We start from the raw sequence: 12,519 nt of genomic DNA, 5'->3' as shown, positions 1-12,519 counted from the left end.
CATTCGGCGATTGGATACCGGCCGCCGTTCGAGGTTCATCGCGAGTGGATTGAACGCGGCAGCGACGAACCCGTGGCTGCCTAAGAAACCAAGAAAAACACCCTCTATGAAACCCGGAGCTTGACACACTGCGTAATCTGGACTGACACTTGATGAAACCCGAGGAGCAACTCATGACAACACCGAATGATGTTCCTGCTGTTGCCGACGGCGATCGACCTGACACACCAACTGCCGACCAGGACACCGGGTGCCATTCTGCTGGCCACCAGCACGGTTACATTCAGGACAAGAAGCAGTACGAAAGACGCCTCTCGCGGATCGAAGGGCAAGTCCGGGGTATCCAGCGCATGGTCGATGAGGAGCACTATTGCATTGACATCCTTACCCAGGTTTCGGCCATCCAATCAGCACTGCGCAATGTCGCCCGCGGGCTCCTCGATGACCACCTGCGCAGCTGCGTCGCCGTGGCCGCTAAAAGCGGTGGAACTGAGGCCGAGGAGAAACTTGACGAAGTCTCCGAAGCCATCGGACGGCTCATGCGCAGCTGAGGACCTCCGACACGCTAGAGAACTCACCTCATTCGGGTGGTCCGCGTCAAAATTGTGTGCCCCAACAATGTGGAAGGAGAACTGCCCGTGTCGGGGATCGTAGGTATGGGTCTGGTTGCGATATTCGTCGTAGTCCTCGTTTATGGGTTGCACCGGGCTGTCAGCGTACTGGCTCAACCGTTGACAGTGCTTCCTGCTCAGTCAGGATGGTTTCCGCAAGAACACGCGCTATCTCGATTTCATGTGCGTTGGTACTTGGCTTCGATCATCTTCCTCGCATTTGATGTCGAGATGTTGTTCATGTACCCGTGGGCGGTAGTCGTTGCTGAGAAGGGGATTTCTGCCGTGATCGAGATGTTCCTCTTTCTAGGAGCGCTCCTGGTAGCCGTTGCATGGGCCTGGCGGGAAGGCGCGTTCCGATGGGTATGACCGAGATCATCGCGGACCTGGCAGTTCGGGCTGTCCGAGTCCTCATCGTCGAGGTTCCGGGCCGATGGTTGACGCGAGTGGAACTGGAACAGCAGATGATACAGCGAGGCTGGCGGCACGCATGGGCACCAGCAGAGGCTGATGTTCTCGCAGTATGCGGCGTACCCGGGCCGGAGCTGACATCAATAGTCGACCGGCTCTGGGAGCAGATGCCTGGGCCCCGAGTGCGTGCCGACATGACTTCTTCCAACAGTGTCAGTTCGGCTCTTGACGATGCCGCGACGATCTATGTCGACACTGCCATTCACAGACGTGATGCGCGGGAGCGGGCACAAGAACCTCAAATTCCACACGACAGCATGGGTCATGGTGGCCACGACGACATGGAACAAGGGAATCACGGCGAACCGGATCACGGTGACCACGACAGCATGGATCATGGCAGCCATAATGAGATGGACCATAGTGGCCACGAAGATATGAACCACGGCGACCATGACCGTAGCGGTCACGGTGGTACGGATCAAGGTAGTCACGGTGATCACGGTGATCACGGTGATCACGGCGACATGGACCACGGGAGCCACGGCGGACCGGATCACGGTGATCACGACAGTATGGATCACGGCAGCCATGACCATAGCGGTCACGGTGGTATGGACCACGGTAGTCACGCCGGGATGGACATGGCTCCAGGTGGGATTTCGTTAGCCCATGGCGGACAGGATCGGGACGGTCTTGAAATGGATGTCTTGCACCTACCGCTGGGCCCTGTACTTCCCTACTGGTCAGCTGGACTGGTCCTCAACTGCAGCCTGCAGGGTGATGTCGTGTTCGACGCTGAAGTGTCCATCGTTGATGGTCGCGAGCACGAGCCCAAGTCGCTTGCGTCTAGCCCTGGCCTGAGGCCTGCAATGTATTGTGACGACGTTTTGGCGTTGCTGGCTCTGGCCGGGGCCGATGACTTAGCTGCTCGTGCCCGCCTGGCCAGGGATTGTCTGTTGCGGGGGGATCAAACGGCTGCCCGTGATGTTCTCGAACGAATGGTGCGCGCGGTGCGAAGATCATGGCTGCTGCGCTGGTCCCTGCGAGGAGTTCTCGTCCTTGACCCGTCGGATCTGGAACGGCACGGCCTGCCAGCCAGTTGCGAAGGAGACGCATACGATCGAATGCTCCTCACCCTCACTCGGGTCCGGGACGAGGTCGGCGGTGCGGGTCCAACATCGGAGGACGACGACAGAGTTTCGTGGCGGAGCCTGCCTCATCTGGTCACCGGGCTGGAACTGGCGACCCTCCGGCTTGCCGTGGCCAGTTTGAATCTGCACTGCGCTTCTCAGGCGGTGGAGTATGACCGATAGTGCGGTGGTCACCGTTTCTGCCCTGTGGGCAGTGGTGGCAGGGGCCCTCCTTTGCAGCCTCGCGATCTTCGCCGTCGCTCTCGATGCGCGACTATCGACTCGCGCACACGGTGCTGGCGGTGGGTGGTTCACGGTACCGGCTCGCTTCGCCCGGCTGTTGCGCCAACGCCGACGAACCACTGTGGCCGCAGATACCTTGCTGTGGCGAGCTGGTGGGGTCGGAATGTTCATTGGCGCGTTCTTGGTGGTTGCGGTCATCCCCTTGGGCCGGTGGACACTGGCCGATCTCGAAGTCGGACTCGTGTGGTTTAACGCCATCGACATCTTAGTCTGGGCTCTAGTGTGGCTGACGGGGTGGGGAGCGAACTCTACGCACAGTCTGATCGGAGGGTATCGGTTCCTGGCTCATGGGCTGGCCTATGAGTTGCCGTTGATGTTTGCTCTGGTAGCTCCGGCGATCGCTGCGGGCAGCCTCCGTGTCGGGGCGGTTGCCACAGCCCAAGTGGACAGCTTGTGGTTTGTGGTGTGGATGCCGGTGGCATTCCTGATCTACCTGATCGGTGTGATGGGGTTCTCCGTGTGGGGACCGTTTGCGGCAGCCGTGGCCACCGACATTGCCGGTGGGGCCGGCATCGAGTTGTCTGCCGTCGACCGTTTGGTCTTCCACGCTGGGCGCTACATGTTCTTGGCCGCCGGCGCTGCGTTCTCGGTGCCGCTATTCCTGGGCGGCGGAGCTGGGCCCTGGCTGCCAGATTGGGTCTGGGTGCTGGTCAAGGCCACAGCAGTCTTAGCCGTGCTTGTGTGGCTGCGCCGCAAGGTTCCCCTCATGCGTCCCGATCGCTTCATGACGTTCGGGTGGACGATCCTGCTGCCGGCCATCGTTGTCCAGGATCTTGTCGTGTCTGTCGTTGTTGTCGGGAAAGGCTGAAGCATGCTGATCGGTATCGCATTCTGGGGCCTGGCTGTCATCGCCGTGGCGACTGGTCTCGCCGTGTTCGTGGTCAATTCCATGGCCCGGGCCACATATGCGCTGGCGGTGTCGTTCGTCGCGGTGGGTGGGCAGATTCTTCTGCTGCAGCAGAATTACCTCGGGTTGATCACGATTTTGATGATGGTCATGGAGATGGCGGTGATGGCTGTGTACATGGTGATGTTCATGGGAATGAACCCTGCACTCATGCCGATGGACATGACCCACGGGAAGAAGACAGCGATAGGGTCATCCGTCGGCGTATTCGTGCTGCTGGCAGGTGGTGCCCTTCTTGTCCCGTGGCCACAGCGTCGCAGTGAGCCGCCTGATGATCTCACGCACGCACTCGGTGTGGAGATTATGGACGACAAGATGTTGGTCATGGCAGTCGTGGGTGCTGTCATGGTCGCCACCATGGTCGCCGGAGTGGTCCTGGCTGCTCGCTGGTCCCGCTATGACCGGTTAGGCGATGATCTGCGCCAGGGGCGAGGCCCCGACGGGCAATCTGGAGGTGTGGAGCAATGACTCTCGAAGCCGTGTTGGTGGTGGCCGCAGCATTGTTCGCAGTGGGACTCTACGGTGCCCTGTCTCAGCAGGTCGTGGTGATGGTGATGATGGGCCTGGAACTGATGATCAACGGGGTCCTGCTGGCCGCTGGTGGATTCTGGTGGTTCTTGGCACCTGAGCCATCGGGACAGGTATTGCTGCTGGTGATACTGGCAGCGATGACAGTGGAAATGGCAATGGGCTTCGCCGTGGCCACACTCTTACACCGCCGTCGGCAGACGGATATGACCGACATGTCGCAGGAGTTGTCACAGTGACCGGGGCCCAAACCGCGCTCGTGGCCATGGTCGTACTTCCAGCAGTCGTGGGTGCAGTGCTCGCAATGACCCGAGCCGAGCGCAGTGCTGTCCCCATCGGCATTATCACTGCTGGACTGGCGACGGCGTTGGCGTTCTTCACGGCTGCAACCCGACCTGCAGCATCCTACTCGTTCCTCGCCGACGCCAGCTTCGGAATGCATGTCGACGCTCTTGCAGCATTGATCGTGCCGATGATTGCCACAGTGACGTTCCTGGTCCTGGTGTTCTCCGCAGGAAACATCCGCGAATCTCGGTCTCGCTTCTCCGGTCTGATGTTGCTCTTTTCCGCGTCCGCTCTGCTCACCGCGACGGCATCTAGCCTCCCGGCGCTGTTGTTCGCCTGGGAGCTGATGGGGGCGACCTCTTATGCCTTGATCGGGTTCTGGTGGCGAGACTCTGATCGCGTTTCCGCGGGTCTGACCGCCTTTATCACGACTCGTACTGCAGATCTGGGTCTCTACGTCGCTGCCGGTGCTGCCTTAGCCGGAGGTGCTGGCATGGGCCTGTCTGACCTGTCGTCGGCTGATGCCCCATGGCTCCACGTCATCGCCGCTGGGATCCTGGTCGCGGCCTTGGGCAAGGCCGCACAGCTACCGTTCTCGTTCTGGCTGTCAGGGGCGATGAAGGGCCCAAGCCCCGTGAGTGCACTGCTGCACTCGGCAGCGATGGTCGCCATGGGTGGATACCTGTTGCTACGTATCCAACCGCTGCTGGCCTCGACTGGGTGGGCCGGGCCGGTAGCGGCCTGGGTCGGAGTGGGCACTGCAGTGGTCATGGGGATCGTGGCGTTGGCGCAACGGGATTTCAAACAACTGTTGGCCGCCTCCACCGTCGCTCAACTGGGGTTCGTGGTGCTTGCCGCCGGGGTCGGCGCCGTCAGCGGTGGAGCCGCTCATCTGGTTGCACACGCATCGGTCAAGGCGCTGTTGTTCCTGGTAGCCGGCGCGTGGTTGTCCGCATTGGGAACTGAAGAACTTGAGAAGCTACGGGGAGCAGCCCGCCGGTGGCGGATCGTCGGTGTGGCAGCAACTATCGGGGCATTGGCCCTGGCCGGGGCTGCTCCATTGTCGCTGTGGGCGACGAAAGACTCCGTGCTCACCGCCGCTCTCGCAACCTCTCCTTGGCTCTACGCTGGAGGACTGATAGCGGGTGCCCTGTCGGCAGCCTATGCAGGTAAGTTCCTCTGGACGATGTGGCGTCGCGGTCCAGCCACGGAAGCCAGAGCCCATGGAACCGGCAACATCACAGCCTTGGAGCAAGCCCCGCTGGTTGTGCTCGCCGTCGGCGCGGCTACGCTCGGTGTGCTCGCCCTTCCGCCGCTGATCGCTGTGCTCACCGACGCCATGGGTGGCGGCGCTGAGGGTTCGATTGTCGAACTAACTGTCTCAGCGGTGGTCGCGGCGGTCGTGTTGGTGCTGACGATCTGGTTGCGTGCACCGGAGCCACGGTGGGCTCGGGACTGGTTGGGACTGGAGGCGACTGCCCACGCCGTCATCGTTGGCCCTTCATTGGTCCTGGCACGCGCCCTGGCGCGTTTCGATGACCGGGTCGTGGATCGATCCGTCACGGCACTGGCTGGGACAGTTCGCCTGCTGGCGCTGGCTGCCGCCAGGGCTGACGACTACGGGGTCGACCGCGGTGTTACTGCTCTGGCTGGGACAGTTCGCCTGCTGGCGCGGGCTGCCGCCAGGGCTGACGACTACGGGGTCGACCGCGGTATTACTGCCATCGCCGGTCGGATTGGCCGCCTGGGACAGCTGGCCCGGGCCCCACAGACCGGGGCCATCCAACACTACTTCCTCCAAACCATCGCGGTGCTAGTCATCGGCGCCGTGATCTGGTTTCTGTCCACCATGATGGGATGAACATGCTCAGTGTGATCGTTTTCCTGCCCTTGATCGTCGCCGCCGTCGTTGCCGCGGTGCCCGCTATCAGGCCCACAGCAGCAGGCTGGGTATGGGTGGCCGTCAGTGCCGCCGAACTGATACTCATCACTGGTCTCTGGGCCGGCTACGTGGACCCGGGGCCCAACAGGTTGGCATACGAGGAGCAGGTGCCGTGGATCCCGGGGGTCAGCAGCAGCTACCACGTCGGTGTCGACGGGTTGTCGTTGCCACTGCTGGCTATGACGGCGGTTGTCTTCCTCGCCTCTGCCATCTACGCTCTGAAGAACTCCGACCGGCCCAGGGCCCACACCGCACTGTTCCTGTTCCTTGAAGGCGTCAGCCTCGGGGTGTTCGTCTCCGCCGACCTCATTGTGTTCTTCGTGTTCTTCGATCTGTCGATCGTGGGTATGTACTTCGTCATCGCAGGGTGGGGCCACGGCAACGCCGCTCGATCGGCGCTGAAGTTCTTCCTCTACACGTTCCTGGGCTCTCTGGCCCTGCTACTGGGATTCATCGGCCTCTACGTGTTCTCGGACCCACACACCTTTGACATTCTCGAGCTTGTAGCCGCCCACCCGCTGGAGAACAATCCAGTGGCCGGTGGACTGGTGCTGGCGGCGATTCTTGTGGGTCTGGCGGTGAAGACACCCACCGTCCCCTTCCACACATGGTTACCCCCAGCCCACACCGATGCTCCCACCACCGGTTCGGCTGTGCTGGCCGGTGTGCTCCTCAAGATGGGCACATATGGGTTTGTGCGCATTGCTATGCCGATCCTGCCCGAGGCGTGGCGGTCCTGGGCCTGGGTGATCATCATCATCGGTATCGTCTCGGTCCTGTACGGGGCGTTCGTGGCACTAGCCCAAACCAACCTCAAACGCATGATCGCCTACACGTCGGTCAACCACATGGGCTACATCATCCTCGCCCTGGGGGCAGTCGGTCTCGTCATCGATGACACCGCCCAAGCTCGTTCTGTGGCAGTCACCGGCGCGGTCGTCCAGATGGTCAGCCACGGCCTGATCACCACCGCACTCTTCCTCCTGGCAGGAGTGTTGCAATCCCGCTCCCGCACCTACGACATGGGCTCCTATGGTGGTCTTGCAGCCCCCGCACCTCGCTACGCCGCAATGTTCGCGATCGCTTCGTTCGCCTCTCTTGGCCTGCCCGGACTGTCCGGATTCATCGCCGAGTTCCAAATCTTCGCTGGCAGTATCGCAGTCGCGCCGATCACCGCTATCGCGTTGCTCGGGATTCTCCTCACCGCAGCGTTGTTCCTCCGGGCACTGCAACAAGTGTTCACCGGCCCCACACAGGGCCAGTCGGCAGGATTTGCCGACCTGCATGGCCGAGAACTTTGGCCGATCGGTGGGTTACTGGCGCTGTCACTGCTCATCGGAGTGGTGCCTCAGACACTGCTGGCAGTCATCGAGCCGGCCTCGGCCACCCTCGTCAACCTGGTCGGGAGGTAGCCGGTGAACGCCTCGACGCAGATGCAACCCGCACTGCTCCTCCCTGAGATCATCGTCTTCGTCGGCGGACTCGCCGTCCTGCTGGGCGGATCGTTCTTGCCGCGTCACAGACAATGGATCAGCCGCGCCGCAGCCGCCTTAGTCCTGTTGGTTACCGCGATCGTAGCTGCCCTCGCTATGGCCGGGCCCCCACAGACTGCTTTTTCAGGCACTTTCGCTGTGGATACTGCCACTGGTGCCGCCCGTGTGATAGCGGTTCTAAGTACCTTGTTGATCTTGGGCATAGCTTCCGGAGAGCTCGCTGGCTCCCGGAGAGAGTCCGATACCTACGCATTGTTGCTCTTCGCCACCACCGGGGTGATGGTGCTGGCGGGGGCCACCGATCTTCTGGTGCTGATCGTCGGATTCCTGCTGGCCAGCATCCCCCTCTACGCGATTGTGGGTCTGACCGGAGGGGCTGCCGGAGCCGAAGCCGCTATGAAGACCTATTTCCTCGGAGCGTTGTCTGGGATCATCCTGATGCTCGGTGTCACGGTGCTCTATGCCCTGACCGGTGGCACTGACTATGCTCGCCTCGCTGAGGCCCTACCCGGGGCACACTTCGGCGCAGTGGGTGTCGGTGTGCTGTGTGTGCTCGCCGGATTGCTCTTCAAAGCCGGTGGGGTACCCTTCCATTTCTGGGTGCCCGATGCCGCCCAGGGGACTGGCGTGACCGCAGCGACCTTTCTCACCACGGTGCCCAAGATTGGTGCAATAGTTGCCATCTACCGGTTCGTGGGCACGATGTCAGTGGGCAATGACTCGTGGCTCATCGTCGTAGCGATCCTAGCCACGGCCTCAATGTTTCTGGGCAATCTTGCCGCCTACTGGCAACGGGATCCACGTCGACTCCTTGGCTGGTCGACTGTGGCCCAGGTCGGGTTCCTTCTCGTGCCCGTCGCGGCCGCCGGACGCAGCGATCTTGCTCTGCCCTCGATGCTGTTCTACCTTGGCGCGTATGCTCTCGCCAACATCGGCGCATTCGCAGTGACCGCGGCACTTCCTGACTGTCGGGATCTGACGTCATACAGAGGTTTGGCCAGAACCCGTCCCGGGCTGGCCGCGGCGTTGTTGGTCTCGCTGCTCGGTCTAGTGGGTATCCCGCCGTTGGCGGTGTTCGTCGGCAAGTTCACCACTGCCACCGCCGCCTGGGATGGAGGACATGGCTGGCTGGCACTTTTGGTGATGATCAACAGTTTGCTCAGTCTTTTCTACTATCTACGCTGGTTCGGACCTGTTTTCGCGCGCCCAACCTCGGGCTCTCCAGGTTTCCCCTCGTTGCGAGGGTCAGCTAGGTGGCCATGGGCTACCGCCGCGATAGCGTCTATAGCCAGCCTGGGGCTCGGGATATCAGCTGGATTCCTCTGGCAGGGTTTGGCGGGCGAACTGCTGTTCTGATGATGGAAATGACGCTCAATGGGATCGGGCACGTATCCTTTGGCATCCGATCGCTCTAGCGAAGTCATGTGCTAGATCTTCACCCGCGTTGCCCAGAACCGTGAAATTGGACAACCCGTCCAACCGCGGATGCACTGACTTCAGTGTGTCAACTACTCACGGTTCCTCTCAGATGACGGGGTGAGGACGGTACATGGCGAACTCCAAGTAGTTGGGTTCGTTGACGAACTCCATCTCACCCAGGCGTCTTCTTAAGATCATGGTGGCACGCCAATCGTCACCAACTTTTATGGTTGATCCAGCTAGGTGTTTCACATCTTCCCGATTGGTCGTTGATAGGACCGTTTTATCGGAAAGTCCAGCATTCTGTAGCCCGTAGGTTTTTTCAGTCAGCGGGCCCGGGCTCTCGGGTGGTGGACATGCGCCGGATGTCGATGATCGTCGGTGCCGAATAGTGATTGCCCTTGCCGGTCCTGACCCGGTGGTATTCACTGGGGTTGCCCAACTGCCTGGAGAGGGTCCGCGATAGTCTGTGACCTCAATGTTTACAGATTTGTTACATGGTGTTGCCAATTGCCGCCAGGCGGCGGCAGTTCGCACCTTGCCTACGGCGCGAGTCAATCAAATGTTACGAATATTTCATCTACGTATAACCTTTTGACCTGCAAGGATCTTCACTGTCATCAAAACTCACTCCTGGGGTGTAACAAATACGTGACAATCTGTTACCGATTAGTTACAGTTGTGAAGGCCGATCACGAAAGTGACGACTTCGCACTGAGAGCCGGACGCCACGCTCGATGTGAAATCTCCAAGGACCGAATGTGGCGGTTGGGATTTTTCCGATAGGTGACGAGAGGGAAACGTGGCAATTAAGCAGCATGGCCGCCGGGCCGCAGAATCCAAGGTCAAGACCCCATTGACCGAGCTGACCGAAATCCTGAATGCCAACTCCGCCGTCTTCGGACGTCGTGCAGCCGTTGTTGCTGCCAGCGGTGGTCTGCTCGCTGCGGCCGTTCTTCCGGCAGTAGGTCAGGGAGCCGATGACAACGTCGCAGTCTCCGCCGAGTCGGAGGCTCAGCCTCAGGTTGAATTCGACAACCAGTCGGCGACCGTCGCTGTAGGCGACAAAGACTCTTCCGCCGAGAATGGCAAGAAGCAGGACTCCTCCTTCAGTGCCGACGTCCAGACCGTCACCGCCAAGGCTGCCCCCAAGCCCAAGCCCAAGCCCAAGCCGAAGCCGAAGCCGGAGGTTGTCGAGACCGCCAAAGATGATTCGAGCGACTCGAGCAAGTCCTCGGCTTCGACAAACACGGAGTCCTCAGGTTCGACAAACACCGGGTCCTCGGGTTCTGACGACAGAGGTAAGTCGGATACAGGCAAGTCGGACAGGGCTGAGAAGAAGGACTCCGGTTCCGGCGCAGGCTCGATCGACGGTTCGAAGGCCGAGCAGGTCATCGCTTGGGCGGCGAAGGGGACTGGCACTCCATACGTTTACGGCGGCACCACTCAGGGTGGCTGGGACTGCTCCGGTTACACCTCATGGGTCTACGGCAAGGTTGGCGTCAACCTGCCGCGCAACTCGAGTGCACAGAAAGCTTCCGGCAAGGTCGTCTCTGCTTCGGAGGCGAAGCCTGGTGACCTAATTTGGGCCCCCGGTCATATTGGAATCTATGCTGGCGGTGGACAGATGTATGATGCTGGTTCACCAGGATCAGGGACTTCGAAGCGCAGCTACAGTTGGATGGGGAGCGTCACGTTCATCCGCGTTCTCTGATCTCTTCCAAGTGCCAAAGCCCCTCGCCCAGCTCGACGGTCCTCGAGTTGGGCGGAGGTCTTTATAGGCTCAAATGTGGCTCTACCAGTACACACCCAAAGGGACTGATGCAGGGTTAGGTGACATCTAATCTGGCTTGTTCATAGGCAAGCCTGGAAGGATAGACACCATGCCACAGCCCTACCCGAAAGAATTTCGCGACGACGTCATCCGCGTCGTCCAGACCAGGGATTCCAAGACGACGATCGGACAGATCGCCAAGGACTTCGGAGTCCACGAAGGCACCATCAACAAATGGCTCCGCCAAGCAGAAATCGATGCAGGCAACAAACCCGGCAACACCAGCGACGAGTCCGCCGAACTACGAGAGATGCGTCGGCGCAATCGTCTGCTTGAGCAGGAGAACGAGGTCCTGCGCCGCGCGGCCGCCTATCTGTCACAGGCGAATCTGCCGTCAAAAGGCTCTACCCGCTCGTGAGAGAGCTCGCCGTCGACGGGATCCCCGTGGCGGTGTCGTGCCGGGTCTTGAAGCTCTCCCGCCAGCCCTACTACCGGTGGCTGGCCGCGCCTGTCCCTGATACCGATCTCGTTGAGGCATATCGGGCCAATGCGCTCTTCGATGCCCACCGTGATGATCCCGAGTTCGGGTATCGATACCTCGCCGACGAAGCCGAAGCGGCCGGCCAACCCATGGCGGCACGCACTGCGTGGCGGTTGTGTTCGGCCAATGACTGGTTTTCCGCCTTCGGTAAGGGCCGGGCCAAGAACGGGAAGAGACCGGGCCCACCCGTTCACGACGATCTGTGTGCGGTTGTCGATGCCGACGGGAAGACCCGGCACGAGTTTCGAGCTGATGGCTCGAACCAGCTGTGGTTGACCGACATTTCGGAGCACCATACGAATGAGGGTAAGCGCTACCTCTGCGCGGTCAAGGACGCCTACTCGTCACGCATCGTCGGCTATTCGATCAGCTCGAGGATGAAGGCCCGGTTGGCTGTCGATGCCCTCGAGATGGCTGTGACCAGGCGCGGTGACGTGGGCGGATGCGTGACGCACAGCGACCGTGGCAGCCAATTCAGATCGAAGAAATTCACTCGGGCTTTGGCCCGTCACGGCATCATCGGGTCGATGGGACGAGTCGTCGCAGCGGGCGATAACGCGGGCATGGAATCGTTCTTCGCCCTGTTGCAGAAGAACGTTCTCGACCGTCGCCGGTGGGTCACTCGCGACCAGTTGAGAATCGCGATCGTGTCCTGGATCGAGCGGACATATCACCGACGTCGCCGACAAGCCCGGTTGGGTCGATTGACACCAGTAGAGTACGAAGCCATCATAGAGCCAGCTGCTCTCGCAGCATGACACTCACGCTGTCACCCTTCTTTGCATCAGTCCCACTGCACTCCATCAATTAGCTCTGCCTGCTCAGTAGTGAGGCCGGAGGTTGCTTTACGATACGCAGTAACATCAAAGAACGTCCCAAGCGGGAAATGGCGGTCTAGATCTACATCCTCGGGATTCGGGCAGACGAACTGGCTCTCTTGCAGTACAGCTTCAGCAGACATGTCGAAATAGACGGCTGGCCAAGGCGTGGTATCTACAGGGTCGAGTTCAGTCTGAAACACTCCGAAGATAGACGTTAAGCGCTGCCCCTACGTGTCAGGCTGGAGCGGGACCACGGTGACAGAGCAAATCAGTCCGACCACGTAGGGCGAGAACCAGGAAGCCAATCAATATGTCGAGTCTCGTTGTGGCCGAAGTAGGCCAAAATGGGTC

General features: G+C 60.6%; 12 protein-coding genes. 10 read left to right on the top strand and 2 right to left on the bottom strand.

The annotated features are described in order from the left end of the window. The first annotated feature begins 173 nt into the window (after positions 1-173). Both BANT918_RS16600 and BANT918_RS16595 read left to right on the top strand, forming a co-directional pair. Positions 174-551 carry a metal-sensitive transcriptional regulator gene (locus BANT918_RS16600; protein WP_101621201.1) on the top strand — a complete coding sequence of 126 codons (378 nt, stop codon included), beginning with the start codon at positions 174-176 and terminating at the stop codon, positions 549-551. 87 nt (positions 552-638) lie between these two features. Next, positions 639-980, top strand: coding sequence for an NADH-quinone oxidoreductase subunit A (locus BANT918_RS16595; protein ID WP_233429477.1), 342 nt, complete (start codon positions 639-641; stop codon positions 978-980). 182 nt (positions 981-1,162) lie between these two features. Here BANT918_RS16595 and BANT918_RS17490 read toward each other — a convergent pair whose 3' ends face one another. Continuing rightward, the gene (locus tag BANT918_RS17490) at positions 1,163-1,654 is read right to left on the bottom strand and encodes a hypothetical protein (RefSeq protein WP_167389513.1); all 492 of its coding nucleotides are present in this window, start codon (positions 1,652-1,654) and stop codon (positions 1,163-1,165) included. A gap of 390 nt (positions 1,655-2,044) precedes the next feature. Further along, the gene (locus tag BANT918_RS17580; protein WP_180957424.1) at positions 2,045-2,305 is read right to left on the bottom strand and encodes a hypothetical protein; all 261 of its coding nucleotides are present in this window, start codon (positions 2,303-2,305) and stop codon (positions 2,045-2,047) included. A gap of 22 nt (positions 2,306-2,327) precedes the next feature. Here BANT918_RS17580 and BANT918_RS16580 point away from each other — a divergent pair, with 22 nt between their 5' ends. From BANT918_RS16580 to BANT918_RS16545, 8 genes are all read left to right on the top strand, one after another. Beyond that, positions 2,328-3,266, top strand: a complete 939-nt coding sequence (locus BANT918_RS16580; RefSeq protein WP_101621195.1) for a complex I subunit 1 family protein — start codon at positions 2,328-2,330, stop codon at positions 3,264-3,266. Between the two features lie 3 nt (positions 3,267-3,269). Beyond that, positions 3,270-3,833 (top strand): NADH-quinone oxidoreductase subunit J, encoded by a 564-nt coding sequence (locus tag BANT918_RS16575; RefSeq protein WP_101621194.1) that lies wholly within the window; start codon positions 3,270-3,272, stop codon positions 3,831-3,833. Then, on the top strand, positions 3,830-4,132 hold the full coding sequence (locus BANT918_RS16570; protein ID WP_101621193.1) for an NADH-quinone oxidoreductase subunit NuoK: 303 nt from the start codon (positions 3,830-3,832) through the stop codon (positions 4,130-4,132). Before BANT918_RS16575 ends, BANT918_RS16570 begins: the two co-directional genes overlap by 4 nt. Then, positions 4,129-6,039 (top strand): NADH-quinone oxidoreductase subunit L, encoded by a 1,911-nt coding sequence (locus BANT918_RS16565; protein ID WP_101621192.1) that lies wholly within the window; start codon positions 4,129-4,131, stop codon positions 6,037-6,039. Before BANT918_RS16570 ends, BANT918_RS16565 begins: the two co-directional genes overlap by 4 nt. Beyond that, on the top strand, positions 6,036-7,532 hold the full coding sequence (locus tag BANT918_RS16560) for a complex I subunit 4 family protein (protein WP_233429476.1): 1,497 nt from the start codon (positions 6,036-6,038) through the stop codon (positions 7,530-7,532). The genes BANT918_RS16565 and BANT918_RS16560 overlap by 4 nt, the downstream gene beginning before the upstream one ends. 3 nt (positions 7,533-7,535) lie before the next feature. Continuing rightward, positions 7,536-8,969: an NADH-quinone oxidoreductase subunit N gene (locus tag BANT918_RS16555; protein ID WP_208618149.1), complete on the top strand. Its 1,434-nt coding sequence runs from the start codon at positions 7,536-7,538 to the stop codon at positions 8,967-8,969. An 865-nt stretch (positions 8,970-9,834) separates the two neighbouring features. Continuing rightward, positions 9,835-10,746, top strand: coding sequence for a C40 family peptidase (locus BANT918_RS16550; RefSeq protein WP_101621191.1), 912 nt, complete (start codon positions 9,835-9,837; stop codon positions 10,744-10,746). A 169-nt stretch (positions 10,747-10,915) separates the two neighbouring features. Continuing rightward, positions 10,916-12,105 (top strand): IS3 family transposase gene (locus BANT918_RS16545; RefSeq protein ID WP_101621190.1). Its coding sequence is split into 2 segments (ribosomal slippage): positions 10,916-11,200 and positions 11,203-12,105, totalling 1,188 coding nucleotides; the frame shifts between segments, so codons are not numbered across the junction. The last annotated feature ends 414 nt before the right edge of the window (positions 12,106-12,519 follow it).

Origin of the sequence: Brevibacterium antiquum CNRZ 918 (genome assembly GCF_900169145.1) — a bacterium.
Lineage (GTDB): Bacteria > Actinomycetota > Actinomycetes > Actinomycetales > Brevibacteriaceae > Brevibacterium > Brevibacterium koreense.
This window is presented reverse-complemented; position numbering and strand designations above follow the sequence as displayed.